This is a genomic window from Pseudomonas lactucae, assembly GCF_016937615.1.
Lineage (GTDB): Bacteria > Pseudomonadota > Gammaproteobacteria > Pseudomonadales > Pseudomonadaceae > Aquipseudomonas > Aquipseudomonas lactucae.
In genome coordinates, this window is the sequence record NZ_JAFHKI010000115.1 from 51,228 (window position 1) to 76,088 (window position 24,861).

Here is a 24,861-nt window from a genome sequence, read left to right on the forward strand (position 1 = left end):
TTTTTATAGAGATGACGCTCGGATTCGCCACGTGGGGGCAAATCTCGTAGAAATACGGCTCGTAAAAATAGGATTCGGGCCGCACAAACGGCCAAAGGCTGATCAAGATACACAGCAGGCCTTAACCACACAAGCCGCCAAAAGTCGCAGGAACCCGTGCTGCGTATGCGCCATAGGTAGGGTGTGCCTGGGTGCAACCCAACCGTTCAAACAACGACCGCCCGTTTCGGGGCGGTCGTCGCGGTTTAGCTGCAAGCCGTTGAGAACACGCAAAAAACCTCAGCCGGTGTTGCGCAAACCGGCGGCGATACCGGCCACGCAGACCAGCAGCGCCTGTTCCAGAGGGCTGTCCTGTGCCGCTTCCTGTTGACGCGAACGTGCCAACAACTCGGCCTGCAACAAGTGCAAGGGGTCGAGGTAGGTGTTGCGCAGGCGGATGAACTCCAGGGTGTCGGGGCTATGGGCCAGCAGTTGCGACTGGCCGGTCAGGCCGAGCACCACGCCACAGGCCTGCGACAATAGGTCGCGCAAATGCGCTCCCAATGGCAACAGGTCGGACTGCACCAAGCGCTCATCGTACAAACGCGCGATATCGGCGTCGGCCTTGGCCAACACCATTTCCAGCATATCGATGCGGGTACGGAAGAATGGCCACTGCTCGCGCATCTGCCCCAGCAATTGGCCTTCGCCGCGCGCCAGGGCCTTGCTCAACGCAGCTTCCCAGCCGAGCCACGCTGGCAGCATCAGGCGGGTCTGGGTCCAGCCGAAGATCCACGGAATGGCCCGCAGGCTTTCTATACCGCCGGCACGACGCTTGGCCGGGCGGCTGCCCAATGGCAAACGGCCGAGTTCCCGCTCCGGCGTGGACTGGCGGAAATACTCGACGAATTGCGGATTTTCCCGCACGACGGCGCGGTAGGCACTGACACCATCCGCCGCCAATTCGTCCATCAAATGTCGCCACGCTGGCTCCGGTGGTGGCGGCGGCAATAATGTCGCCTCCAGCACGCCGCCAGGTACAGATTGAGGTTCTGTTCGGCGATGTCCGGCAGGCCGAACTTGAAGCGGATCATCTCGCCTTGCTCAGTGGTGCGGAACCGCCCCGCCACCGAACCCGGCGGCTGCGACAGGATTGCCGCGTGGGCCGGGCCGCCGCCACGCCCGACGGTGCCGCCGCGACCATGGAACAACAGCAGTTCCACCTGTTGCTCGCGGCAGATATCCACCAGCCGCTCCTGCGCCCGATACTGCGCCCAGGCGGCGGCGGTGGTGCCGGCATCCTTGGCCGAGTCGGAGTAGCCGATCATCACTTCCTGCGGGCCCTGCAACCGCGCGCGGTAACCTGGCAGCAACAACAGCTGCTCGATCACAGGGCCGGCGTTATCCAGGTCGGCCAGGGTTTCGAACAGCGGCACGACGCGCATCGGCCGTTGCACGCCCGACTCTTTAAGCAGCAGTTGCACGGCCAGCACATCCGACGCCGCGCCGGCCATGGAGATGACGTACGAACCCAACGAACCCGCTGGTGCGGCAGCGATTTCCTTGCAGGTATTCAACACTTCAGCGGTATCCGCCGAGGGCTTGAAATAACCCGGCAGCAGCGGTCGACGGTTGGCCAGTTCCTTCATCAAAAAGCTGATACGTGCAGCTTCGTCCCAGTCCTCATAGCGACCCAGGCCCAGGTAATCGGTGATTTCGGTCATGGCCGCGCAATGGCGGCTGGCGTCCTGCCGAACATCCAGGCGTACCAGGAACAAGCCAAAGGTCACGGCCCGGCGCAGGCAGTCGAGCAACGGGCCATCGGCGATCACGCCCATGCCGCACTCATGCAGCGACTGGTAGCACAGCTCCAGCGGCTCCAACAGGTCGCGGTTGTTCTGCAGCACCTCGGCCGGTGCAGGCGTGTTGCTGCCCAACGCGGTATGGGCCCACTGGCGCGTGGCACGCAGACGTTCGCGAAGCTGCTTGAGCAGGCTGCGGTAGGGTTCGACGCTGTCACCGACCTTGGCCTGCAACGCCGGGCTGGCCTTTTGCATCGACAGCTCGGAGGCCAGGTGGTCGATATCGCGCAAGTACAAATCGGCGGCCATCCAGCGCGCCAGCAGCAGCACTTCGCGGGTGACCGGCGCGGTGACATTCGGGTTGCCGTCGCGATCACCGCCCATCCAGGAAGCAAAGCGAATCGGCGCCGCCTCAAGCGGCAGGCGCAGGCCAGTGGCGGCATGCAAGGCCTGGTCAGCCTTGCGCAGATAACTGGGGATGGCGTGCCACAGCGAATGCTCGATGACGGCAAAGCCCCATTTGGCTTCATCCACCGGGGTGGGCCGGGTACGGCGGATTTCTTCGGTGTGCCAGGCTTCGGCGATCAGTCGTTGCAGGCGCTGACGGATCTGTTCGCGTTCGGCTGTGGTGAGGTCGCGGTGATCCTGCAGCGCCAGTTGCGCGGCAATCGCGTCGTATTTCTGGATCAGGGTACGGCGCGCCACTTCGGTGGGGTGGGCGGTGAGCACCAGTTCGATCTCCAGGCGGCCCAACTGGCGGGCCAGGGATTCGTTGCTGTGGCCTTCGCGTTGCAGGCGGGCCAGCAACTCCGGCAATACTCGGGACTCGAAGGGCGCCGGTTGCGACTCGTCGCGCCGATGGATCAACTGGTACTGCTCAGCGATATTGGCCAGGTTGAGGAACTGGTTGAACGCCCGCGCCACCGGCAGCAGTTCGTCTTCCTGCAACTGGTTGAGGCGGGTGCTCAGTTCATCACCGGCGGCTTTCTCGGAAACGGCTCCACGGCGATCCGCCTTGGCGCCTTTGCGGATCTGCTCGATCTTGTCGAGAAAGTCATCGCCGTACTGCTCTCGAATGGTATTGCCCAGCAGTTCACCCAGCAGGTGAACATCCTCACGCAAGCGTGCATCGATATCACTCATCAGCCAATCTCCAGCCAGAAATCCGGGACGCGCAGGTTTGCCAGAGTGCCGCCAGCTTGGTTTTATGACAAGACTTTAAACCTTGCGACTTGCAGCTAGTCTCAACTGTGAGCCGTCACGCTTGTCAGCGTGGCGACCGGTCACTCATCACCGTCCGCCAGCGCGGGCTTTATTGAGGTTGCCATGAAAATCCGAGAACTGGCCCAGCATTGGGAAGAGAACGCCAAGGGCCGCCTGACAGAAACCAAATATGCGATCCACCTGGATGTTGAGGCCGCCGCGCGGCTGGCGGCCATCGCCGAAATGTACCCCAAGCGCCATCCCGAAGCGTTGCTCGGCGAGCTGATCGGCGCCGCCCTCGAAGAGCTGGAAGCCAGCTTTCCGTACATCAAGGGTCAGCAGGTCATCGCCACCGATGAAGAGGGTGACCCGCTCTACGAAGACGTCGGCCCTACGCCCCGCTTCCTGACCTTATCGCGCCGCTATCTGCATGATTTATCAGCCGGTTCCGACGAACCCAAGCACTGACCGAGATTCACCAAACCCGTTAAACCCCTGGTATTCCGGGCCTCTCCCGAGGCTCGGCGTACTCCTGCGCGGGGCAAAAGTTCCATTTTTTTACGCTGACCGATCAGTCAGGTATTTTTTTAGGCAAATCGCCATCCTCGCTGAACTATTCAAAAAAGCCGTCGGTCACAGCCAGTAAGCCATCACTTGGAACGGCCGTTTGAAAGGGTATTTCGAGCATTACCGCCGGGCCCGAAGCCGTTCGCCAATCGAGATGGATTTTGAAGTTTTTCAGGAGTTATCCAATGGAGTTGAAGACGATGAAGACCAGCACTGCCAAATCCTCGTTTAACCACCTGCGCGGGCTTAAATTGGCCGCGCTGGCAATCGGCACCAGCTTCGTTCTGGCGGGCTGCGCCGGCAACCCTCCGACCGAGCAATACGCAGTAACGCAGTCTGCGGTGAACAGCGCAGTCAGCGCCGGCGGCACCGAGTATGCGGCCGTAGAAATGAAGTCGGCCCAGGACAAGCTCAAGCAAGCTGAAATCGCTATGCACGACAAGAACTATGAAGAAGCCCGCCGCCTGGCCGAACAAGCCGAGTGGGATGCTCGCGTTGCAGAGCGTAAGGCCCAGGCCGCCAAGGCTGATCAGGCGGTGAAGGATTCCCAGAAGGCTGTCGACGAGTTGCGTAAGGAAGGCATGCGCCCGGCTGCTATCCAGCAGAAATAAGCCGCTTGCCGTAACCGCACCGCACCCGATATCGAATTGAAAGGACGACACGATTATGCGTAAACAATTGATGATCCCTGCCCTGCTGGCAATGAGCGTTGCTCTGGCCGCGTGCTCCACCCCGCCGAACGCGAACCTGGAAAATGCACGGACCAATTTCTCGGCCCTGCAGGCCAACCCGAACGCCACCAAGGTAGCGGCCCTTGAAACCAAGGACGCACAAGACTGGCTGGACAAGGCTGACAAGGCCTACCGCGACAAGGAAGACCAGAAGAAGGTCGACCAACTGGCCTACCTGACCAACCAGCGTGTTGAAGTGGCCAAAGACACCATCGCGCTGCGCGAGTCCGAAGCCAAGTTGAAGAACGCCGGCGACGAACGTGCCCGCGCTCTGCTGGACGCCCGTGATGCGCAAATCAAGCAATTGCAGGACAGCCTGAACGCCAAGCAAACCGATCGCGGCACGCTGGTGACCTTTGGCGACGTGCTGTTTGCCACCAACAAGTCCGACCTGAAATCCACGGGGCTGGTGAATATCACCAAACTGGCGCAGTTCCTGCGCGACAACCCGGACCGTAAAGTGATTGTCGAGGGCTACACCGACAGCACCGGTTCCGATTCGTACAACCAGAGCCTGTCCGAGCGCCGTGCGGCCTCCGTACAACGTGCACTGGCCCAGCAAGGCGTGGATATCTCGCGCATCGTGACCCAGGGTTACGGCAAGGAATACCCGGTTGCCGATAACGGCAGCGTGTCGGGCCGCGCCATGAATCGTCGTGTGGAAGTGACCATTTCCAATGACAACCAGCCGGTCAAGCCGCGTTCGTCGATGGCGAACTGATCGAACGGCACTGAAAAAAAACCCACCTGACGGTGGGTTTTTTTTGCTTGTCAGACAGGGATCTGGCGACCATTGTCGCTGTCCGGCATCATCGCCTCCATACCTTGGCGCCCACTCATCATTTTTCTGATTTGGTCAGCGTCGGGCTGATCGCCCGAACCACCGGAGCCTGATCCGCCACCTCCCTGAGCACCACCGGCGCCCGCCAGCATTTCGAGAAGTTTCTTGAGCAGCTCCGAGTCCATTTTCCCCTGCTGATCACCAACGTCTTGAGCGCCATCCTGCCCCAGGCTTTCCTGACCCCTTGCCATTCCCAACATCTTGCTTATAGCGCCAATGCCATTCATATCTACTCCAGAGTCCATATTCGTAAGCTATCTGCCAGTCGTACTGGCAAACTAGTCAGTGGCGCTTTACGACAAACGGTTCCAGATATTTCCGGCGTTTTAGGGTGAAAAAAGTGCTATTGCTGCAGCTGCGGTGTTTCCTGGCCCAGGCAGCGCACGGCCTGCTTCTTGTTGTTCACCAACACACCGCTCAGGCCTTTCTGCTCGGTATCGAACATCACCAGCACACCATCGACGCACTGCGCCACTTGAGCGGCCGGGGTCAGGGAGATTTTGTAGTCCTCACCGGGCACGGTCTTGAGCATGGTGAAGTCGCTGAGCAGCAACGCGTCCTCAGGCTTGGCGAAGTGCAAATAGCCGTAGTACCACAGGCAGCCGACGGTGCCGATGATGGTGCCGATACCGGTGAGGATCAGCGGGATCATGTTGCGTTCTTCGCTCATTGCGGGCTCTCTGATGGATCAACTTTAGGAATGGGGTAGTTCGGAATCTCGCCCAGGCGGCGCAGGCCGTTGAAGTGCTGCGGGTCGTCCAGATAGCGCAGCATCACGGTTTGCCAGGTCTTGTCGGCAAAGGTCTGCACATGGCCACCCCGGGTCAGCTGCAACACTCTGGGCGGTGGCGCCGCCTGGTACAGGCGGATGCCATTGGCCAGGGGCACGATCGGGTCATCCAGGCTGTGGAACAGCAGTTTCGGCACGCCGGTCAGTTGCGGCATGGCGTTGATCGCGCTGTCGGCGTCGGGCACCAGCCAAGACAAGGGCACCTGTAAGGGCCATGTTAACCAGGAGGTGCTCAGGGCGAATTGTCCTACGTCACGATAACTGGCGGGCACACCATCGAGCACCAGCGCTTTGAGTTGGGACTGACGCTGCGGGTGCTCCGCCAGGTAATGCACCGCCAGCGCGCCGCCCAGGCTTTGGCCAAGCACAATCAGCGGCTGACCCTGGGTTTCGGGCGCCTGGTCGAGCCAGTTGAACGCCGCATCCACGTCCTGATAAATCGCCGGCAATGAGGGCTTGCCTTCCGACAGCCCATAACCGCGATAGTCCAGCAGCAGTACCTGGTAACCCTGCTCCGGCAACCACCAGCTGCCGCCCAGGTGCCAGGCCAGGTTACCGCCGTTGCCGTGCAGGTGCAGCACCGTACCTTTGACGGGTACTCCGGCCTTGGCCGGCAGCCACCAGGCACGCAGCTTGACGCCGTCGGCGGTGGTGAGGGTGACATCACGGTATTGCAAGTGCGCTTTTTCGGGCGTGAATGGCAGGCCGGGTTCGGGGTAGAACAGCAGGGAGCTGCAACCGTTCAATGTGAGTAGCAGGCACAGAATGCCGAGGATTCTCATCCGTTGAAGCCTCGTGAATAACAGCGTTTAAAGGATATTGGAGTAATCCGCCTCGATCCGATCCAGGCTCAGGTGGTTGAGGAAGTTGGAGAAACACATCCACGCCGCCAGCGCGTTCATATCGCGAAATTGCTCGGGCAGGTACTTGGGCGGCACCACCAGGCCTTCGTCGACCAGTTGGCGCAGGGTGCGCATGTCTTCCAGGGTGGTCTTGCCGCAGAACAGCAGCGGCACTTGCTCCAGCTTGCCTTTGCGCACGGCCAGCTGAATGTAGTTGTAGACCATGATAAAGCCCTTGAGGTAGGACAGATCCTTGGTAAACGGCAGGCCATTGGGCACCGACCCACGGAACACCCGGCTGGCGTTGCCATAGCTTTCGGCCATTTCAAAACCTTGCTCGCGGAAGAACTCGAACACCTGCAGGAAGTCGGCGCCCTCTTCCACCATATGGATGGCGCGGGTGCGGTTGGTCAGTTTGCGCAGGCGACTCGGGTAGGACGCGAAGGTGATGATTTCCATCAGGATCGCCAGGCCTTCCTGGGTCACGGTGGACGACGGCGGCCCTTTGGACAGGAACGTGCAGATCGGCTGGTTCTGGCCGTTAAGCGTGGTGCCCACATGCACCAGGCCTTCGTGCACTTCGAGGGCGCGCACGTCACGGTCGTTGAACATCGCATCGGCGCGGATCTTGATGTAGTCGGCGCCCGCCGCGGCGTCGGCGACGATACCGTCGGACTCGAATACGCGGATGGTTTCTTCAGCCTCGCCAAAGACTTTGTTCAGGCGGGTTTGCAGCAGCGCGACGGCGTCCTTGGCGGTGAGGGTCTTGGCTTCATCCTTGAGGTCGCCACGGCCGTCAATATTGTTCAGGTAGCCGGAGAGCATCAGACCGAGGTCGGCCAGGGTCGGATCGCCGGCGTGGAACGCGTCGGAGGCGGCGCCGTACAGCTCCTGGGAAATCAGGCCGAAGTCCTCGGTGCCGCGCGCTTCGAGCATGCGCACCACCATGCGGTATTCCTTGCACATGCGGCGCATGATCTGCCCTACCGGGCTGAACTGGCCAAGGCGCCGCGTGATGTCGCGCTCGATGTTCTGAAACTCCAGCTTCACTGCGCTGGAGTCGAACGTCAGCGGCCGATTGAGGTAATAATCGCGGTCCACCGCAGGCATGGCCTTGCCCTTGGCCTTGAGGAAGCCCTGACGAATGTTGTCGTCCCACTTCACGGCGTCGAGGACGCGAATCGGTGTCTGCGCCAGCACAATGCGATCAGACAAAGTGCGTATCGTCTGCTGGTAATCGTCCACCTGACGCTTCCTTCTTTAAACGTTATTGGCCCACGCGCCGGTAGCGCACGGCTTCAACGAACACATCGGCATTGGCCGGGTTATCCAGGTAGGCAAACACCTGGTCCATGGGACTATCCACCCGCACGCCGGCGCCTTCTACCGTGTCTATGGCGCTGCCATGCAACACCTGTTGACCGATGGCCTGCTGGATCTGTTCCAGATCCAGGTTGTAGACCACCAGTTCGTGCTTTTCGTCGAGCTCGAAGCCCGCCAGGATGAAATGCCCGCCGAACCTTTCCGGTAACGGCGCCGACATGTACCAGCGATCGCCATGGCGCGACACGTTGAACAGGTACTCATCACGCTGGCCGGGCTTGGCCGTAGGGTAGCTCACGGCCTTGTAACGTCCGTCGCCCGCTCGGGAAATCTGCAGGTTGAGGGGCTCGCCCCAGGCATTCTTGCTGGCCCACTTGCCTAGTAGCTCATTTGGCGCCGCCTCGTGGGCCGGCAGCGGGTCCTTGAACGTCACCAGGCATCCGCTGAGCAGCAGCAACGACACGACGATTGCGACGACACGCCAGGCTTTCATGTAATAACCCCACAGAAAGCAGATTGAGCACAGGGCTAGACCGAGGCCAACACCAAATGCATGTAGCGCTTGAGAATCTCAAGCATCTCTTCACCGGTCAGGGGCTCTGCGCCGCCCAGCAGGCCCTGATATTCCATCCGACTGATAATCGCCGTCAACACTTTGGCATCCTGTTGCGGCTCGCGGGAGCCCAATACCTGGAAAAACTGCCCGGTGCCCTGCAACAGGATCTGCTGGTGGGAACGCACCAGCTCGGCCAGGCGCGGGTTCAGCAGCGCTTCCTGGCGGAAGGCCAGTTCGGCCATCAGGTAGTCGCGACGGTTGGTCAGTTGGCGCAGCACGTAGTCAGCGGTCAGCCGTGCGATGTCATCGGCCAGTTGCGAGCGCGACGCTGCGCTGCCATCGCCATAGGCGACCATCTCGCGCAACAAGCCTTCGTTGCGTACCCACAGCTTGCCCATGAAGGCAGCGCTGCGCTCCACGTACTGGGCAAAGGTGTCGGTGAGCAGGTCGTCGATATCCTTGAAGTAATAGGTAGTGGCCGACAACGGCACCCCCGCCTCCGCCGCCACCGCCCGATGGCGCACGGCACGCACGCCATCGCGCACCACGATGCGCATGGCCGCATCGAGAATATCCTGTCGGCGTTGTTCGCTGCCCCTGCGGCTGGCCTTGCGGCCTTGATACTGGACGCTTTCAGCCACGGCAGCAGCGATGCCGGCGGCGCCTTCTTGTGCGGTTACGCGGTTCACCAAACACATCCTTGAAGAGTAAAAAACCTGGCGTCGTTTGCTTGACGCTTATAAACGCCACATAAAAAAGCCGCCTTATAAAAGGCGGCTTCGGAGTTCGCTACGGTTACGCTTGTGGCCGCATGTGCGGGAACAAGATCACATCGCGGATCGACGGCGAGTTGGTCAACAGCATCACCAGGCGGTCGATGCCGATACCTTCACCGGCGGTTGGCGGCATGCCGTATTCCAGGGCCCGAACGAAGTCGGCGTCGTAGTGCATGGCTTCGTCGTCGCCAGCGTCCTTGTCGGCCACCTGGGCCATGAAGCGCTCGGCCTGATCTTCGGCGTCGTTAAGCTCGGAATACGCGTTGGCGATTTCACGGCCGCCGATGAACAGCTCGAAACGGTCGGTGACGTTTGGATTCTCGTCGTTACGACGGGCCAGCGGCGACACTTCGAACGGGTACTGGGTAATGAAGTGCGGCTGTTCCAGCTTATGCTCCACCAGCTCTTCGAAAATCATCACCTGCAGCTTGCCCAGGCCTTCGAAGCCCAGCACCTTGGCGCCGGCTTTCTTGGCGATGGTGCGGGCCTTGTCGATGTCGTTCAGGTCATCGGCCGTCAGCTCAGGGTTGTACTTGAGGATCGAGTCGAACACCGACAGGCGCACGAACGGCTCGCCGAAGTGGAACACCTTGTCGCCGTACGGCACATCGGTGCTGCCCAGGATCAGCTGCGCCAGTTCGCGGAACAGTTCCTCGGTGAGGTCCATGTTGTCTTCATAGTCGGCGTAGGCCTGGTAGAACTCCAACATGGTGAATTCAGGGTTGTGACGGGTCGAGACGCCTTCGTTGCGGAAGTTGCGGTTGATCTCGAACACTTTCTCGAAACCGCCAACCACCAGGCGCTTGAGGTAGAGCTCCGGCGCGATACGCAGGAACATTTCCATGTCCAGCGCGTTGTGGTGGGTTTCGAACGGCTTGGCTGCGGCACCCCCGGGGATGGTCTGCAGCATCGGGGTTTCCACTTCCAGGAAGTCGCGCTGCATCAGGAAGCTGCGGATATGGGCGATGACTTGCGAACGCACGCGGAAGGTCTGGCGCACGTCTTCGTTGACGATCAGGTCAACATAGCGCTGGCGGTAGCGCTGCTCGGTGTCGGTCAGGCCGTGGTGCTTGTCCGGCAGCGGGCGCAGCGACTTGGTCAGCAGGCGCACGCTGGTCATCTCGACATACAGGTCGCCCTTGCCCGAACGGGCCAGGGTGCCTTCAGCTGCGATGATGTCGCCCATGTCCCAGGTTTTCACCGAGGCCAGGGTTTCTTCGGACAGGGTTTTACGGTTGACGTAGACCTGGATACGCCCGGTCATGTCCTGGATCACCATGAACGAGCCACGGTTGAGCATGATGCGACCTGCCACCTTGACCGGGATCGCAGCCTCTGCCAGCTCTTCCTTGGTCTTGTCCGCATATTGCTTCTGCAGGGCATCGCAGTAGTTGTCGCGGCGGAAGTCGTTGGGGAAGGCGTTACCCTTGGCGCGCTCGGCAGCAAGCTTTTCCTTGCGCAGGGCGATCAGGGAGTTTTCTTCCTGTTGCAGGGCTTGCGTATCGAGTTGTTGGTCGCTCATGTCTTTTGAAATTCCATCACAGGTTCGTTGCCCCCACCGGTGCGGGGGACTTGGGGTCTTGGCTGACGGTTTACAGCCCTGATTTCAAGCTGGCTTCCAGGTATTCGTCGATATCGCCGTCGAGCACCTTGTCGCAGTCGCTGCGTTCGATGTTAGTGCGCAGATCCTTGATCCGCGACGCGTCGAGCACATAAGAACGGATCTGGTGACCCCAGCCGATATCCGACTTGGTGTCTTCCAGTGCCTGGGAAGCCGCATTGCGCTTCTGCATTTCCTGCTCGTACAACTTGGCCCGCAGCATTTTCATGGCGGTGTCCTTGTTCGCATGCTGGGAACGTTCGTTCTGGCAGCTGACCACGGTGTTGGTCGGTACGTGGGTGATACGTACGGCCGAGTCGGTGGTGTTAACGTGCTGACCACCGGCACCGGAAGAACGGTAGGTATCGATGCGCAGGTCGGCGGGGTTGATCTCGATTTCGACTTTGTCGTCGATCTCTGGCGAAACGAACACGGCCGAGAACGAGGTGTGGCGACGGTTGCCGGAGTCGAACGGGCTCTTGCGCACCAGGCGGTGCACGCCAATCTCGGTACGCAGCCAGCCAAAGGCGTATTCACCCTTGATGTGCACGGTCGCGCCCTTGATGCCGGCGACTTCACCGGCCGACAGTTCCATGATGGTCGCGTCGAAACCGCGTTTGTCGGCCCAGCGCAGGTACATGCGCAGCAGGATGTTGGCCCAGTCCTGGGCTTCGGTGCCGCCGGAACCGGCCTGGATGTCCAGGTAGGCGTTGTTCGGGTCCATCTCGTGGCTGAACATGCGGCGGAATTCGAGCTTGGCGAGGTTCTCTTCGAGACGGGCCAGCTCGGCGACGACATCGCCCACTGCGCCTTCGTCGTCTTCTTCGACGGCCATGTCCAGCAGGTCACGGCAATCGGCCAGACCGGTGTTCAGTTCGTCGAGGGTGTCGACGATCTGCGCCAGCGCAGCGCGTTCGCGGCCCAGTTCCTGGGCGTATTCAGGTTTGTTCCAGACACTCGGATCTTCAAGCTCGCGATTGACTTCGGTCAGACGCTCATGCTTTTGATCGTAGTCAAAGATACCCCCGAATAGTTTCGGAGCGCTCGGACAGGTCCTTGATGGTGTTAAGGATCGGGTTGATTTCCATGGCGGGCAGCACTCGTTGGCGAACTTTTGAAAGCCGGCGAGTATAACGGCAAACGGCTGGAAACGGCAGCCCGCTTGGTCGATTCTGCCAAGACAGCGCTTCCCTCTCGTCACGCTTGCTTCGGTGACAGATACGCGACCATCACAGCATTTCCTATAAGTTGACGATGCCGCGCGTTAGAAAACCCGACCTACTACTCGCTAAAACCAGACCGTTCATCTGTTTATACAGATAATTTGAAAATCTAGGTCAGAGCCTGCCTAAAAGACCACAAACCAACCCACTCCAATAAAAACAAACAATTAGGTTTCTAGCCAAATCGGCTTAAGACTCAAGTCACAAACATACAAGAATATAAATACATCAGCTTCAGAACCATCTTACAAAGCCTCCTACACGCATAAAATCAAATCAAAACGCCATCAGTTTTTTATTTCTTCCCTCTCAAATAAGTTCGATCAAAGCGCCTGAGCTTTTTCTTCAGGACGCACAAACTTCTAACGATCACTCTCACAAAAATGGAGAGGCCCTATGGCACAACAAGGATGGCAGCCTGGACAACCTTTAGAACTCAAGCCGACGAAAATTACCGCCGGGAGACGAAACACTTATTGGGATGGTGAAGGCGGAGGCTACGTAGGAAGTGGAGATGGCTGGGGCCTTCAAGAAGGGCCACGTCGAGGTGAAGGAGACCGTAGCCGCTTCAAGCAGTTTGACTTCCCTAGCACCACCGCCGATTTCATTGGAGAGCAAAAGTACAATCAATCCTTGATTGACGCAAAGTACAGCGCACGCTTCGCAACGCTCACCACTGAAACTGAACGCGAACTCGCAGAGAAACAGCAAGCCGCGAAAGCTTCACAGTCACTCACAGAGACAGCCTCAGCCGTTCTCGATCAAAAAATCACACTTGAAATCATCGGCGCGAAAAAAACCAACTACGTCAGTACTGCGCCGCTCATCTATGGGCTCTATGATCAAAGCCCTTTTTACCTCATGGAAAACTTAACTTATACGAAGCTACGTGAAACGCTCGCATCATCCGACCCGATAAAAAATCTGGGCGATGCCTACACACTTTACGACAACGTCTGGAGGGCTGCACAAGAACTCAAGGCTCTCTCGCTCTCTATAGATATTCTGACTAAAAAACTTTCAGGGTTGGCAAAGGCCAGGCAAACGCTGGAGGCCAATTTAGCCGAACATGATCCTGGCTGGGCAAATTTACACAATGAGTATCTGAAGACCATTGCCGATGAGTTGGAAATTCAGGTGCATTTGCTGCCGGAATATTTGCAGGTGGAACTCGCCTCTCTTGCCGGCTCGGTCGTTGGATTGACACCCGACCAGATCCTCATGCTTTACAAAAACACGCTGGACAAAATGATCGAAGAAACGATGGCTGCGATCAAACCTATTGACCCACCGTTAGCCATAAACCGGAACGGGTTGATGATTTACTATCCCGCAGCCAACCCACGGGTTACACCGCCACTCAGCAAACCTGAGCTTGAGGGACTCAAACAGCTTATTTATCTGCAGCAGAATACCGCTCTTGGGGTGAGATGGCTCAGCCATCATGACTTTGTGCTGAAGTCAGAGTCCGCGCGGTTTCTTGCCAACGCCTCCAATGCAATCAGCGACCTCGCGGAACGTGCGCAGCAGGTAGCAACGGCCCAGGCGCGTATTGAAGCGGTACGAGTAGCCAATACCTATCGACTGTCGGGCACTGCTGCTGCGACTCAAGCGATGGTCATGACCTCAGTCGGGACTATCGCTACAGCAGAGGGGGTTACCGTCACGCTGCGAGCCGCTATTGGGTCAGCAGTGGCCGCATTGACGGAGTTGGCCGCAAGCACGGCAGGCGGCTTACTTGTCGGTGTTTCAGCTCTGGTCTATTCACCCAAGCTTGCAAACGGAGAACTGGCGGAGCGTTACGCACTCGGTACCCCGGTTTCAACGTTTTTGCCAGACGTCAACGAGTCAACGCTCACCACCGCACTCAATGGCACAATAGACCTGCCAGTGCGAATGAGTTCAAAGACGGCGGAGGATGGACGCTCCGAAGTGTTTGTGGTCATTGCCGACGGTACAAGCGTGCCTTCCAAGGTCAAGGTGGTTGCCGCGACCTACGATCCAGCGCGGAAGGTGTACACCGTCACGACAAGTGACGTCCCACCCAGGACGTTGGTCTGGACACCTATCGTTGCCCCCGGGGATAGCTCAACAACTCTGCCCGTTGACCAGCCTGAACCGCCTGTTTACGTTGGAGCTACGGTGACGCCGGTTGCTGGCAGAGTTGATTCGTTTCCAGAAGTCCGTGAGTCACGTTTTGATGACTTTATAACCGTATTCCCTATAGATTCCGGGTTGCCTCCTATCTATGTGATGTTCAGGGATAGACGGGAGGATCCGGGAGTTGCTACCGGGATGGGCCAACCTGTGTTTGGCAACTGGCTTGGAGCAGCGACCACAGACGACGGCGCACCCATTCCATCGCAAATCGCTGATCAGTTGAGAGGCCAGCAGTTTAAAAATTTCAAGGCATTTCGTGAGGCTTTCTGGAAAGCAGTGTCTACAGATTCAGAGTTGGCTCAGCATTTTGCACCTAGTGAGTTAGCCACCATGAAAAATGGACGTTCGCCGATTGTTAAAAAAAGTGAAGCAGTGGGTAAACGGATACGGTTTGAGCTTCATCATAAAAAATATGTGTCTACTGACGGTGAAGTATACGGCATCGACAATATCGTGATTCTAACGCCAAAAAAGCATATCGACATTCACAGAGGTTCCTAAAAATGGGCACATTAATTAGCGAGATGACGGAGCGTGAGTTTTTAAACTTGGTTGTAAAAATCTATAACGACGACTACGCCACAGAAAAAGAGCACACCGATGCAATTTTAAAATTTGAAGCGTTAACGGAACACCCTTCTGGTTCAGATCTAATATTTTATCCGGAGCCTGAAAAAGATGGACCTGAATTTGTAGTAAAAGAAGTTAAAGAGTGGCGATCCGCCAACGACAAAACTGGTTTTAAAGCAGATTAATCACAAGCGCCATTATCAACACAGCACTGACAATGGCGCTTTATTCTTCAGCCTCTTAACCATAGTGATTTCATACTCAGCCTCGAAGATCCAATGTGGGAGAGATTCGCGCCCTCTCCACTTGGCTTTGCGCTGGTCTCGAATTTATTCGATGCCCACCTGATTACGCCCATTATGCTTGGCCATATACAACCCCTTGTCCGCCGCCATGATCAACTGCCGGCAGTCCGTACCCTAGACCGGCGTCAACGTCGACAGCCCAATACCGATGGCCAGGCTGGCACCTTCAGCCGGGGCGATGCTCCAAAACTTCACAAGCGTATTCACGGCAAGGTAATTAAGATGAAAACCTCAATTTCCGAGTACACAGAAAGCGAGTTTTTAAAATTTGTAATTTCTCTTTGTGATGCGAATGCTCGCTCTGAGGAAGAAGATGACGAAATGCTATTAGCATTCAAGCGACTTACGGAGCATCCTGATGGGTCAGACCTCGTCTATTATCCAAGAAATGGTAGAGAAGACAGTCCAGAAGGAATTGTAAAAGAGGTCAAAGAGTGGCGCGCGAATAATGGCAAGCCTGGGTTCAGAATAGAATAACGCCGCCCTATCCCCTGCCATCGCTTCTACAACGATGGCAGACTTCTTATTTCACTCAACGAGTCGACGATAACCTCGGCAGTCAACAGCATAATCGACCTGCCGGTTCGAATGAGTTCGAAGACGGCTGCCGATGGGCGGTCAGAATCATAATGTTGAAAATTTACGCATACTAACCCCTAAACGCCACATGGAGCCTCATAAGAAAGGAACCGAATAATGAAACTCAAACCAAGCTTTTCCGAGTATACAAAAGAAGAATTTTTACTACTCATGAAAGAAACACTTAAGGAAAATACCGCTCCAACCGATGAACGACTAGATACGCTTTTACAACATTTTGAGTTAATCACTGAACACCCAGAAGGAGCAGACTTTATTTATTACGCCGCATCGGATGCAGAAAGTACAATTGAAGCTATAACTGAAAGATTAAAAACTGGCGAACCACCAATAACAAACCCGGATTTAAAGTCGAGCCATAATAACTACGACCTTTGAACGGATATTGAAAGCGGATTTTTTTGCTCAGCGCCCCTACATTTTTGCTAAAATCGGGATAACTCTGAAGTTCGAATGTGGGAGGGGCAACCTTCCCACACTTGAATTGGTATACGGTCCTCAGATCATTCGATACCAACCTGATTACGCCCATTGTTCTTGGCCGTATACAACCCCTTGTCCGCCGCCACGATCAATTTGCGGCAATCGGTGCCCTGCACCGGGGTCATGGTCGACAGGCCGATGCTGATGGTCAGGCTGGCCCCCTCGGTCGGTGCGGTATGCGGGATCTTCAGCGCGGCCACGGCCATGCGCAACTTCTCGGCCACCAGCCGCGCGCCGCCTGGCGAGGTGTTGGGCAGCACCAGCGCAAACTCTTCACCACCGTAGCGCGCCGGCAAGTCCGACGGACGGCTGCTGGCTTCACGGATGGTGTCGGCGACTTTGCGCAACGCTTCGTCGCCTTCGACATGACCGAAGCTGTCGTTGTAGGTCTTGAAGAAGTCCACATCGATCATCAGTAGCGACAGCTGGGTCTGATCGCGCAGGGCGCGGCGCCATTCCAGCTCCAGGTATTCGTCGAAGTGGCGGCGGTTGGACAGCCCGGTGAGGCCATCGGAGTTCATCAACCGTTGCAGCACCAGGTTGGTGTCCAGCAGTTGTTGCTGGCTGACCCGCAACGCACGGTAGGCGGCATCACGCTGCAGCAGGGTCATGTAGGAGCGCGAGTGATAGCGGATGCGGGCCACCAGCTCGATGTTGTCCGGCAGTTTGACCAGATAATCATTGGCACCGGCCGAAAACGCCGCGCTCTTGATCAGCGGGTCTTCCTTGGTCGAAAGCACAATGATCGGGATATTCGCCGTGGCCGGGTGGTTGCGGTATTCGCGCACCAGGGTCAGGCCGTCCAGGCCGGGCATCACCAGGTCTTGCAGGATCACGGTGGGCTTGATGCGAATCGCCTGGGCAATCGCCTGGTGCGGGTCGGCGCAGAAGTGGAAGTCGATATTGTCTTCATGGGCCAGGCCACGTCGTACGGCTTCGCCGATCATCGCCTGGTCGTCGACCAGCAACACCATGGCGGCATTTTCGTCGGTCTTGATGTCGTCGATCTGTAAATCATTCATGTGCAGTCACCTGAATTACCACCTGCACGCCAGCACCCGCGGAAGGTCATGTTCATTGTGCAAAGACCTCCAGCAATCGGGGCGCAATTCTGTCAAGTGGGCGAATTTCAACAGCGGCATCGATTGCCGCCGCCGCTTTGGGCATTCCGTACACCGCCGAGCTTTGCTGATCCTGGGCGATGGTCAAATAACCTTGTTCACGCAGTAACTTGAGGCCCTGGGCCCCGTCGCGGCCCATACCGGTCAGCAGTACGCCGACGGCATCGCCATTCCAGTGGCTGGCCACGCTTTCGAAAAACACGTCGATCGACGGCCGGTAAATCTCGTTCACCGGCTCTGCCGTATAGGCCAACGTGCCATTTTTCAATAAACGGATGTGATGGTTGGTACCGGCCAGCAGCACCACGCCGCGTTGCGGCGGCTCGCCTTCGCGGGCCAGGCGCACCGGCAGGCCGGAGGCGCTGCTCAGCCACTCGGCCATGCCGGCGGCGAATACCTGGTCGACATGCTGCACCAGCACAATGGCGGCGGGGAAATCCCGGGGCAGGCCCTTGAGCAGGATTTCCAGCGCCGCCGGACCGCCGGCCGAGGAGCCGATGGCCACCAGGCTCTGGCGCTGGCCGCTGATGCGCGGTGCGGCGGCTTCGGCGCGTACCCGACTGCGCGCTGGCCAATCAACCAGCCGATATTGAGGATCTTGCGCAGCAACGGCGCCGCGGCATCCCTGGGGTTGCCGACGCCAAGCGCCGGAGTGTCCACCACATCCAGGGCACCATGGCCCATGGCCTCGAACACCCGGCCCATGTTGGCCTGACGGTCGACGGTCACCAGCAGGATCGCACACGGCGTCTCGGCCATGATCTGCCGCGTGGCCTCCACGCCGTCCATCACCGGCATGATCAGGTCCATCAGGATCAGGTCCGGCGTCAGCTCGGCGCAGCGCTGCACCGCCTCCAGACCATTGCCGGCCACCCAGACCACCTGGTGCGCGGGCTCGAAACCCAGGGCGCGGCGCAATGCCTCAACCGCCAGGGGCATGTCATTGACGATGGCTATCCTCATGCCCGCGCGCTCCCGATCAGCTCCACCACGGCGTCCAGCAAGGCATCGTCGTGGAAACTGGCTTTGGCCAGATAGTAATCGGCACCGGCGTCGAGCCCACGGCGGCGGTCTTCTTCACGGTCTTTATACGACACCACCATCACCGGCAGCGATTGCAGGCGAGTATCACGGCGCAAGAGTGTGACCAATTCGATACCGTCCATGCGAGGCATATCAATGTCTGTGATCAGCAAGTCGAAATCTTCGGAGCGCAAGGCGTTCCAGCCGTCCATGCCATCCACCGCCACGGCCACTTCGTAACCGCGATTTAGCAGCAATTTACGTTGCAATTCACGTACCGTGAGCGAGTCATCCACCACCAGCACGCGCTTGCGCGGTGCCTCGGCGGCCTGCTGGCTGCGCCGGGCAATGCGTTCCAGACGCCCGGTGTTGAGCAGTTTATCCACCGAACGCAGCATGTCTTCCACGTCGACGATCAATACCACCGAACCATCGTCCAGCAAGGCGCCGGCGGAAATATCCTGGACCTTGCCCAGGCGGTCATCCAGCGGCAGCACCACCAGCGTACGCTCGCCGATGAAGCGCTCCACGGCAATCCCATACACCGCATCGCGCTCGCGGATCACCACCACTTTCAAGGTATCCGCAGGGCTCTGCCCCGCCGGACGCTGCAACAACTGGCTGGCGGCGACCAGGCCGACGTGCCGGCCCTCGTGCCAGAAATGCTGGCGGCCTTCCAGTTGCACGATGTCGTCCGGGGCCAGGTCACACATGCGTTCGATGTGCGCCAGCGGAAACGCGTAGGCTTCTTCGCCGACCTCCACCACCAGGCTGCGCACCACCGACAAGGTCAGCGGCACCTCCAGATGGAAACGACTGCCCTGCCCCGCCCTCTGCTCCAGCACCACCGCGCCGCGCAGTTGGCGCACCATATGCTGGACCGCATCCAGGCCGACGCCGCGCCCGGAGACCTCGGTGACTTTGTCGCGCAGGCTGAAACCAGGCAGGAACAGGAACGTCAGCAGTTCCTCTTCGCTCAGGCTCGACGCCGTTTCCACGGTCGAGAGATGCCGGTCAACAACCGCGCCGCGCAAGCGTTCCAGGTCGACGCCGTTACCGTCGTCGCTCAACTCCAGCACCAGCAAACCGGCCTGGTGCGACGCCCGCAGGCGGATCAACCCTTCAGCGGGTTTGCCCGCCAGCAGGCGTTGTTCGGGCATTTCGATGCCGTGGTCGACGGCATTGCGCAATAAATGGGTAAGCGGCGCTTCGAGCTTTTCCAGCACGTCGCGATCGACCTGGGTCTTTTCGCCTTCGATCTCCAGGCGCACCTGCTTACCCAGGCTGCGGCCCAGGTCGCGCACCATGCGCACCTGCCCGGCCAGCACATCGGCGAACGGCCGCATGCGACAGGCCAGCGCGGTGTCGTAAAGCACCTGGGCGCGCTGCCCGGCCTGCCAGCCGAACTCATCCAGCTCGACGGTTTTTTCCGCCAGCAGCGCCTGGGCCTCGCTCAGCAGACGGCGCGTTTCGGCCAGGGCTTCCTGGGCTTCGAGATTCAAATCCAGGGTTCTGAGATGGCCGTCTAGGGTATCCAGGGCGCGCACGCCCTGGCTTTGCACACGTTTAAGACGCTGCATACTGGCCAGGTAGGGTTTGAGCCGCTGGGTTTCCACCAGGGATTTGCTCGACAGGTCCAGCAGGCTGTTCAAGCGCTCGGCAGTGACACGCAATACGCGCTCGCCGCCTTCGGTCAGGCGCTTGCTCTGACGTGGCAGGTCGCCGGCAAGCGGCGGCGCGGGCTCGGGTTCCGGCGGCAGTTCTTCGATGATCGATGCAGGCGCAGGCTCCGCCGATGCCGGCGGCGGTGCGACCCTGGCCGTCGGCTGCGACGGATCGAGCAGACGTTCCATCAGCGCCACATAGGCCTGGATATCCGCCGGCCCCACATCATTACCCGGCGTGGCGATGCGCATCAGCAGGTCAGTGCCTTGAAGCAAGGCATCGATGTGTTCGGGTTGCAGGTACAGGCGGCTTTCCTGGGCGCTGACCAGACAGTCCTCCATGACATGAGCGACGCTGACGCCCGCATCCACCCCCACGATGCGCGCTGCGCCCTTGAGCGAATGCGCTGCACGCATGCAGGCTTCGAGCTGGTCGGCCTGGGTCGGGTTACGCTCCAGGGCCAGCAGCCCCGCGCTGAGTACTTGGGTTTGTGCATCGGCTTCCAGGCTGAACAACTCCAGCAGCGAGGCATCGCGCATCTGGTCGGGGGTCATGTGAGGCTCCGGGTCACGGCAGACAACAATTGCGCCTCGTCCAGCCAACGCAGGCTGCGGCCTTTCCACTGCAACACCCCTTGGGTATAGCGCGCACTGGCCTGGTTGCCGGACGCCGATGCCGCCGCCAAGGTGCGCTCATCGATGGCGTGGATGCCATCCACTTCGTCCACCGGCACCACCACCGGGCCGTCCTGCGCGGCAATGATCAGCATGCGCGGCATGATGCGCCCACCGCTGGCGCCGTTGCCGGTACTGTCCAGACCCAGCAGTTCCGCCAGCGACAGGCACGCCACCAGCGCGCCACGCACATTCGCCACACCGAGCAGGGCGCGCGAACGTTGGTGCGGCAGCGAATGGATCGGTTGCAGCGGTGCCACTTCCACCAGGCAACGGGTGGCAATGCCCAGCCATTCTTCGCCGAGACGGAATATCAGCAGTGACCGGGTGACGATGTCTTCGTCGACCTTGGCGGCCGCCACCGCTCGACGGTCGTCCTGCTGCAGCGCGTAGCGGTCGAGCAAGCGCGTGGCGGCGGCGGAATACACCGAGCAATTACGGCAGTGGATATGCTCCGGCAACAGCGGGCATGACCTGTCACCGTGGATACCGATACGGTTCCAGCAGTCATCGATGGCTTGCGTATCGGCCAGGGTCAGGTCGAGGCCGGCGGTGTCGAGCGCCCCGGTGTCATTCATGGTTTGAACTCACTGTCAGCTCGCTCGCTACGCGCGGCCCGCGCCTGCAAACGACGCGCCCCCGCACTGTCACCCTGGGATTGGAGCAACGCGGCCAAGTGCATCAGGGCCTGCGGATGCTGCGGTTCGAGGTACAAGGCTTTTCGATAGTAACCCTGAGCCTCCAGAGCACTGCCGGCCACATCGCTGAGCAGTCCCAGCCAGTAAAACACCTGGGCGGCCGGAGGGTGGCTGTTCAGGTACTGCTCGCAGGCGGTACGGGACTCGGCGCTTTTGCCTTCATTGGCCAGAGTGGCGATACGGCTGAGCAACGCGCTTGCATCGGACGGCGCCGACTGGATCGGCACGCCTTGGGGGCTGACCGTACTGAAGGGACGCGGCTTGGCGGGAATCGGCGGCGTACGGCGCGGCGTGATCGGCAGGGGCGCGAATACCGGCTCAGGTTTCGGCGGTTCGGCATGCCGACTGAAGGCAAATGACTGCGGCACCCCAATCGAACGCATGCCATGGCGGCCCAGCAGGCTGCCCTCGGCAGGGCCGATAAACAGTACGCCGTCCACGTGGGTCAGCCCCTTGAGCACATCGAACACTTGCTGTTGGGTCGGCTGGTCGAAGTAGATCAACAGGTTGCGGCAGAACACGAAGTCGTAGCTCGACTCGCTCGCCAGCAGCGCCGGATCGAGCAGGTTGCCGACCTGCAGGCGCACCTGTTCGCGCACGCGTTCGGCGAGGTGAAAACCGTCGCCGTACTCGACAAAGTGGCGCTCGCGAAACGCCAGGTCGCCACCGCGAAAGGAATTCTTGCCATACACCCCGCGTCGGGCGCGCTCCACCGACAACGGGCTGACGTCCATGCCCTGCACCTTGAACTGGTGCGGCGCCAAACCGGCGTCGAGCAAGGCCATGGCGATCGAATAGGGTTCCTCGCCAGTGGAGCACGGCAGGCTGAGGATGCGCAGCGCGCGCATCTGCTTGATCTCGGCCAGCCGCGCCACCGCCAACCGGGCCAGGGTGGCAAAGGATTCGGGATACCGGAAAAACCAGGTCTCGGGGACGATCACCGCTTCGATCAGCGCTTGTTGCTCATCATGGGAACGTTGCAGGTGCTGCCAGTATTCATCCGCCGTCTGCGCCAGCACTGCCTGGCTGCGCTGGCGCACCGCGCGCTCGATGATGGCCTCGCCGACCGACGCAACGTCCAGGCCGATGCGTTCCTTCAAGAAGGCGAAAAAGCGCGGGTTGTCTCTCATAGGCTCAACTCGGCAGAAAACAGCAGGGCCCGCACGTCATCGGTGAGCAGGTCATTCACGCCGATCCACTGCATCAGGCCCAGCGCGTCTTCGCGCACCGGCCCCAGGTACGGCGCCTGGCGATTGTCCAGACCATAGGGCTGAAACTGCCCCGGCTCGCAACGCAGGGTGTCGGTGGCCTGTTCCAGGATCAGCCCCAGCGGGCGCGGCGCGGCCCAGGGTTGTGGCTGGTAGTTGACCAGTACCAGCCGGGTGCTGGTGCGGGCCTGTGCCGGGGTGCCGAAGGTCAAGGCGCTGAGGTCGATCACCGGCACCAACGCACCGCGATGGGCGAAGATGCCCGCGACCCACAGCGGCGCATGGGCAATCGGCTTGAGCGGCAGGCGCGGCAGCACCTCGGCCACTTCGGTGGCCTTGAGGGCATAACGTTCGCTGCCGATATGAAACACCAGGAACAATGCCTTTTTCACTGCCGGGACGGCGCCGCGTTTAGCCGCGAAGTCGCTCATCAGACTTTGAAACGCGACACGCCGCTGCGCAGGCCCACCGCGACCTGGCTCAGCTCATCAATCGCAAAGCTGGCCTGGCGCAGGGACTCCACGGTCTGGCTGCTGGCATCGCCCAGTTGCACAAGGGCATGGTTGATCTGCTCGGCGCCGGTGGCCTGGGCCTGCATGCCTTCGTTAACCATCAATACCCGCGGCGCCAGTGCCTGCACCTGATGGATGATCTGCGACAGTTGCTCGCCAACCTGCTGCACTTCGAACATGCCGCGGCGCACTTCCTCGGAGAACTTGTCCATGCCCATCACGCCGGCGGACACCGCCGACTGGATCTCGCGGACCATCTGTTCGATGTCGTAGGTGGCCACGGCGGTCTGGTCGGCCAGGCGGCGCACTTCGGTGGCAACCACGGAGAACCCGCGCCCATACTCACCGGCCTTCTCGGCCTCGATCGCGGCATTGAGCGACAACAGGTTGGTCTGGTCGGCGACCTTGACGATGGTGACCACCACCTGGTTGATGTTGCCGGCTTTCTCATTGAGGATCGCCAGCTTGGCATTGACCAGGTCGGCGGCGCCCATCACCGAGTGCATGGTTTCTTCCATGCGCGCCAGGCCCTGCTGGCCGGAACCGGCGGCCACCGACGCCTGGTCGGCGGCGGTGGACACTTCGGTCATGGTGCGCACCAGGTCCCTGGACGTGGCGGCGATTTCACGCGATGTGGCACCGATTTCGGTGGTTGTCGCAGCGGTTTCCGTGGCCGTGGCCTGTTGCTGCTTGGACGTGGCGGCAATTTCGGTCACCGAGGTGGTGACCTGCACCGACGAACGCTGGGCCTGGGACACCAGGGCTGTGAGTTCGGTCATCATGTCGTTGAAGCCGGTTTCCACCGCGCCGAATTCGTCCTTGCGCGCAAGGTTCAGGCGTTTGCTCAGGTCACCGGTGCGCATGGTGTCGAGGATCTCGACGATGCGCCGCATCGGCGCCATGATCGCGCGCATCAGCAGCAGGCCGCACAGACCGGCGGCCAGAATGGCCACGGCCAGGGACACGAACAGGCTGATCTTGGCCGAGGCCACGGCCTCGTCGATGGCGGCCGTGGCGTTATCGGAGACACCTTTGTTTTCGGTGATGATGTCATTGAGCTTCATCCGGCCTTCGGTCCAGATCGGCGTCAACTCTTCTTCCAGCAATTGGCGCGCGGCCGGCAGGTCATTGGCCTCGATGCGCTCAATCACCTGCTTGAGCACTCTGTTGTAATTGAGGTGAGCGGCCTTGAAGTTATCGAACTCCATGCGATCGGCCTGGCTATGGACCGTACGTTCATAGTTGGCTATCTGCTGCTCAATGCGCGACTCGAAGGTGCTGTAGTCGGATCGGTCGCTGCCGGTGAAGGTTTTATCCTCGCGCAAGCCGATGATATCAATGGTTTGAAGATAGCTGTCGACCCAGGCGCTGCGGATCATCGAGCTGAGATAAACCCCAGGTACCGCGTCGTCACGCACCGCTTCCTGGCCGGATTCGATCTTTTGCAACCGCGAATAGGAGACCACAACCATTAACAGCATGATGGCGATAATGACCGCAAAACTTGCCAGGATGCGTTGGCGCAAGGTCCAGTTCTTCACAGTTATTCCTCGGAGGGCCATTCAAATGGGGAGGAGTATAGCCGAGCACAAGGTCGTATTAATCAAGG

21 protein-coding genes and 3 pseudogenes are annotated in these 24,861 nt (G+C 59.6%); 7 read left to right on the top strand and 17 right to left on the bottom strand.

Annotation, left to right across the window (positions count from 1 at the left end):
• Positions 1-279: 279 nt before the first annotated feature.
• A pseudogene (gene ppc / locus JWR98_RS20760) lies at positions 280-2,924 on the bottom strand (phosphoenolpyruvate carboxylase).
• A gap of 183 nt (positions 2,925-3,107) precedes the next feature.
• Between ppc and JWR98_RS20765 the strand changes: the two are divergent.
• The 3 genes from JWR98_RS20765 to lptF all read left to right on the top strand — a co-directional run bounded on the left by JWR98_RS20765 (position 3,108) and on the right by lptF (position 5,003).
• Positions 3,108-3,452, top strand: a complete 345-nt coding sequence (locus tag JWR98_RS20765; RefSeq protein WP_078731845.1) for a pilin assembly protein — start codon at positions 3,108-3,110, stop codon at positions 3,450-3,452.
• A gap of 284 nt (positions 3,453-3,736) precedes the next feature.
• Positions 3,737-4,162: a DUF4398 domain-containing protein gene (locus tag JWR98_RS20770; RefSeq protein ID WP_042944289.1), complete on the top strand. Its 426-nt coding sequence runs from the start codon at positions 3,737-3,739 to the stop codon at positions 4,160-4,162.
• A 55-nt stretch (positions 4,163-4,217) separates the two neighbouring features.
• A complete protein-coding gene (gene lptF / locus JWR98_RS20775) occupies positions 4,218-5,003 on the top strand; it encodes a lipotoxin F family OmpA-related lipoprotein LptF (protein WP_078731844.1) in 786 nt (261 codons plus the stop codon).
• A gap of 50 nt (positions 5,004-5,053) precedes the next feature.
• Here the strand turns inward: lptF and JWR98_RS20780 are convergent, their stop codons facing one another.
• From JWR98_RS20780 to prfB, 8 genes are all read right to left on the bottom strand, one after another.
• Complete coding sequence (locus JWR98_RS20780) at positions 5,054-5,350, bottom strand: hypothetical protein (RefSeq protein WP_225908801.1); 297 nt, start codon at positions 5,348-5,350, stop codon at positions 5,054-5,056.
• A gap of 116 nt (positions 5,351-5,466) precedes the next feature.
• Positions 5,467-5,793 carry a PA3694 family proteiin gene (locus JWR98_RS20785; protein WP_053137353.1) on the bottom strand — a complete coding sequence of 109 codons (327 nt, stop codon included), beginning with the start codon at positions 5,791-5,793 and terminating at the stop codon, positions 5,467-5,469.
• Complete coding sequence (locus tag JWR98_RS20790) at positions 5,790-6,695, bottom strand: alpha/beta hydrolase (RefSeq protein WP_078731843.1); 906 nt, start codon at positions 6,693-6,695, stop codon at positions 5,790-5,792. Before JWR98_RS20790 ends, JWR98_RS20785 begins: the two co-directional genes overlap by 4 nt.
• Positions 6,696-6,722: 27 nt before the next feature.
• Complete coding sequence (locus JWR98_RS20795) at positions 6,723-8,000, bottom strand: flavohemoglobin expression-modulating QEGLA motif protein (protein WP_078731842.1); 1,278 nt, start codon at positions 7,998-8,000, stop codon at positions 6,723-6,725.
• Positions 8,001-8,022: 22 nt separating this feature from the next.
• Entirely contained in the window at positions 8,023-8,571 is a 549-nt protein-coding gene (locus tag JWR98_RS20800; RefSeq protein WP_078731841.1) for a hypothetical protein, read from the bottom strand.
• Between the two features lie 35 nt (positions 8,572-8,606).
• Entirely contained in the window at positions 8,607-9,323 is a 717-nt protein-coding gene (locus tag JWR98_RS20805) for a TetR/AcrR family transcriptional regulator (protein WP_078731840.1), read from the bottom strand.
• Between the two features lie 106 nt (positions 9,324-9,429).
• Positions 9,430-10,932: a lysine--tRNA ligase gene (gene lysS, locus JWR98_RS20810; protein ID WP_078731839.1), complete on the bottom strand. Its 1,503-nt coding sequence runs from the start codon at positions 10,930-10,932 to the stop codon at positions 9,430-9,432.
• A gap of 70 nt (positions 10,933-11,002) precedes the next feature.
• Positions 11,003-12,098 (bottom strand): peptide chain release factor 2 gene (gene prfB, locus JWR98_RS20815; RefSeq protein WP_100226016.1). Its coding sequence is split into 2 segments (ribosomal slippage): positions 11,003-12,025 and positions 12,027-12,098, totalling 1,095 coding nucleotides; the frame shifts between segments, so codons are not numbered across the junction.
• Positions 12,099-12,629: 531 nt separating this feature from the next.
• Here prfB and JWR98_RS20820 point away from each other — a divergent pair.
• Both JWR98_RS20820 and JWR98_RS20825 read left to right on the top strand, forming a co-directional pair.
• Entirely contained in the window at positions 12,630-14,894 is a 2,265-nt protein-coding gene (locus JWR98_RS20820; RefSeq protein WP_078731838.1) for an S-type pyocin domain-containing protein, read from the top strand.
• A 2-nt stretch (positions 14,895-14,896) separates the two neighbouring features.
• The gene (locus JWR98_RS20825; RefSeq protein ID WP_054917816.1) at positions 14,897-15,148 is read left to right on the top strand and encodes a bacteriocin immunity protein; all 252 of its coding nucleotides are present in this window, start codon (positions 14,897-14,899) and stop codon (positions 15,146-15,148) included.
• 144 nt (positions 15,149-15,292) lie between these two features.
• Here the strand turns inward: JWR98_RS20825 and JWR98_RS29560 are convergent.
• Positions 15,293-15,442 (bottom strand): annotated as a pseudogene (locus JWR98_RS29560) (diguanylate cyclase domain-containing protein); the annotation flags it as partial.
• A gap of 48 nt (positions 15,443-15,490) precedes the next feature.
• Here JWR98_RS29560 and JWR98_RS20830 point away from each other — a divergent pair.
• Both JWR98_RS20830 and JWR98_RS20835 read left to right on the top strand, forming a co-directional pair.
• Positions 15,491-15,745, top strand: a complete 255-nt coding sequence (locus tag JWR98_RS20830; RefSeq protein ID WP_205491093.1) for a bacteriocin immunity protein — start codon at positions 15,491-15,493, stop codon at positions 15,743-15,745.
• 219 nt (positions 15,746-15,964) lie between these two features.
• On the top strand, positions 15,965-16,246 hold the full coding sequence (locus JWR98_RS20835; RefSeq protein ID WP_225908802.1) for a bacteriocin immunity protein: 282 nt from the start codon (positions 15,965-15,967) through the stop codon (positions 16,244-16,246).
• Between the two features lie 125 nt (positions 16,247-16,371).
• On the opposite strand, the gene JWR98_RS20840 is transcribed toward JWR98_RS20835, so the two are convergent.
• From JWR98_RS20840 to JWR98_RS20870, 7 genes and pseudogenes are all read right to left on the bottom strand, one after another.
• Positions 16,372-17,373, bottom strand: coding sequence for a diguanylate cyclase domain-containing protein (locus JWR98_RS20840; protein ID WP_078731836.1), 1,002 nt, complete (start codon positions 17,371-17,373; stop codon positions 16,372-16,374).
• A gap of 52 nt (positions 17,374-17,425) precedes the next feature.
• Positions 17,426-18,435 (bottom strand): annotated as a pseudogene (gene cheB, locus JWR98_RS20845) (chemotaxis-specific protein-glutamate methyltransferase CheB).
• On the bottom strand, positions 18,432-20,714 hold the full coding sequence (locus JWR98_RS20850) for a hybrid sensor histidine kinase/response regulator (RefSeq protein WP_205491079.1): 2,283 nt from the start codon (positions 20,712-20,714) through the stop codon (positions 18,432-18,434). The pseudogene cheB and the gene JWR98_RS20850 overlap by 4 nt, the downstream one beginning before the upstream one ends.
• A complete protein-coding gene (locus JWR98_RS20855) occupies positions 20,711-21,412 on the bottom strand; it encodes a chemotaxis protein CheW (RefSeq protein ID WP_078731833.1) in 702 nt (233 codons plus the stop codon). The genes JWR98_RS20850 and JWR98_RS20855 overlap by 4 nt, the downstream gene beginning before the upstream one ends.
• Positions 21,409-22,662 (bottom strand): CheR family methyltransferase, encoded by a 1,254-nt coding sequence (locus JWR98_RS20860; protein ID WP_205491081.1) that lies wholly within the window; start codon positions 22,660-22,662, stop codon positions 21,409-21,411. Before JWR98_RS20860 ends, JWR98_RS20855 begins: the two co-directional genes overlap by 4 nt.
• Entirely contained in the window at positions 22,659-23,171 is a 513-nt protein-coding gene (locus JWR98_RS20865; RefSeq protein WP_078731831.1) for a chemotaxis protein CheW, read from the bottom strand. Before JWR98_RS20865 ends, JWR98_RS20860 begins: the two co-directional genes overlap by 4 nt.
• Positions 23,171-24,793 carry a methyl-accepting chemotaxis protein gene (locus JWR98_RS20870; protein ID WP_078731830.1) on the bottom strand — a complete coding sequence of 541 codons (1,623 nt, stop codon included), beginning with the start codon at positions 24,791-24,793 and terminating at the stop codon, positions 23,171-23,173. The genes JWR98_RS20865 and JWR98_RS20870 overlap by 1 nt, the downstream gene beginning before the upstream one ends.
• Positions 24,794-24,861 lie beyond the last annotated feature (68 nt).

Bases quoted from the DNA above. Each gene is read 5' to 3' on its own strand.
- JWR98_RS20765 (WP_078731845.1), top strand. From the start codon at position 3,108: ATGAAAATCCGAGAACTGGCCCAGCATTGGGAAGAGAACGCCAAGGGC.
- JWR98_RS20770 (WP_042944289.1), top strand. From the start codon at position 3,737: ATGGAGTTGAAGACGATGAAGACCAGCACTGCCAAATCCTCGTTTAAC.
- lptF (WP_078731844.1), top strand. From the start codon at position 4,218: ATGCGTAAACAATTGATGATCCCTGCCCTGCTGGCAATGAGCGTTGCT.
- JWR98_RS20780 (WP_225908801.1), bottom strand. From the start codon at position 5,350: ATGAATGGCATTGGCGCTATAAGCAAGATGTTGGGAATGGCAAGGGGT.
- JWR98_RS20785 (WP_053137353.1), bottom strand. From the start codon at position 5,793: ATGAGCGAAGAACGCAACATGATCCCGCTGATCCTCACCGGTATCGGC.
- JWR98_RS20790 (WP_078731843.1), bottom strand. From the start codon at position 6,695: ATGAGAATCCTCGGCATTCTGTGCCTGCTACTCACATTGAACGGTTGC.
- JWR98_RS20800 (WP_078731841.1), bottom strand. From the start codon at position 8,571: ATGAAAGCCTGGCGTGTCGTCGCAATCGTCGTGTCGTTGCTGCTGCTC.
- lysS (WP_078731839.1), bottom strand. From the start codon at position 10,932: ATGAGCGACCAACAACTCGATACGCAAGCCCTGCAACAGGAAGAAAAC.
- JWR98_RS20820 (WP_078731838.1), top strand. From the start codon at position 12,630: ATGGCACAACAAGGATGGCAGCCTGGACAACCTTTAGAACTCAAGCCG.
- JWR98_RS20825 (WP_054917816.1), top strand. From the start codon at position 14,897: ATGGGCACATTAATTAGCGAGATGACGGAGCGTGAGTTTTTAAACTTG.
- JWR98_RS20830 (WP_205491093.1), top strand. From the start codon at position 15,491: ATGAAAACCTCAATTTCCGAGTACACAGAAAGCGAGTTTTTAAAATTT.
- JWR98_RS20835 (WP_225908802.1), top strand. From the start codon at position 15,965: ATGAAACTCAAACCAAGCTTTTCCGAGTATACAAAAGAAGAATTTTTA.
- JWR98_RS20840 (WP_078731836.1), bottom strand. From the start codon at position 17,373: ATGAATGATTTACAGATCGACGACATCAAGACCGACGAAAATGCCGCC.
- JWR98_RS20850 (WP_205491079.1), bottom strand. From the start codon at position 20,714: ATGACCCCCGACCAGATGCGCGATGCCTCGCTGCTGGAGTTGTTCAGC.
- JWR98_RS20855 (WP_078731833.1), bottom strand. From the start codon at position 21,412: ATGAATGACACCGGGGCGCTCGACACCGCCGGCCTCGACCTGACCCTG.
- JWR98_RS20860 (WP_205491081.1), bottom strand. From the start codon at position 22,662: ATGAGAGACAACCCGCGCTTTTTCGCCTTCTTGAAGGAACGCATCGGC.
- JWR98_RS20865 (WP_078731831.1), bottom strand. From the start codon at position 23,171: ATGAGCGACTTCGCGGCTAAACGCGGCGCCGTCCCGGCAGTGAAAAAG.